Genomic DNA, 587 nt, shown 5'->3' on the forward strand with positions numbered 1-587 from the left:
TGCATGACAATACCACTGTGTGAGAACTAGCTACTGTTCGGCAGCACCAGAGGCACTTCGTTGTGTAATGTCATCAATTCACTCGAACACTCACCTAAACAGGTCACTGGCTCATGGCCACATGATGGACAGTGAGCAGGGTTTGAACTGACAACTTGAGCCTCCTGATCACTCTCAACCTTCAGCCCCTGTCCCAGCTGCCGCCGAATCAGCAACAAACATCGTCGCTTAATTGCATTCGATAAGAATCCATAGTGTCGAATACGCATGAACCCTTTCGGTAAAACATGCAGTAAAAAGCGCCGAACCAACTCCTCTGGCGCTAGGTGTAACTTGCCGTTTCTATCAGCACGATAATCATGATACGCAAGCGTCACCTGATTCGGTGTGTTCTCCAGTAATCGATGATTACTCAAGCCTATGCGATGGCTATAACGTGCAAGATAATTCACCAATGTTTCTCGATACTGAATCGCAGCCTTGCTATAAACGCACCAAGGCTTACTCATTACCTGCGTTAAGGTGCGATCGAATTCATCAGTGCAAATCGATGAGAAACCGCCATTCACTTTCGTCTCTCGAAGTGC

General features: G+C 47.2%; 1 protein-coding gene. It reads right to left on the minus strand.

Annotated features, from left to right (window positions below; translation table 11 throughout):
* Nucleotides 1-26: 26 nt before the first annotated feature.
* The coding region (locus tag DN062_RS18425) for an IS91 family transposase (protein ID WP_193483914.1) at nt 27-587 on the minus strand (561 nt) is incomplete at its 5' end.

Origin of the sequence: Nitrincola tibetensis (assembly GCF_003284585.1) — a bacterium.
Lineage (GTDB): Bacteria > Pseudomonadota > Gammaproteobacteria > Pseudomonadales > Balneatricaceae > Nitrincola > Nitrincola tibetensis.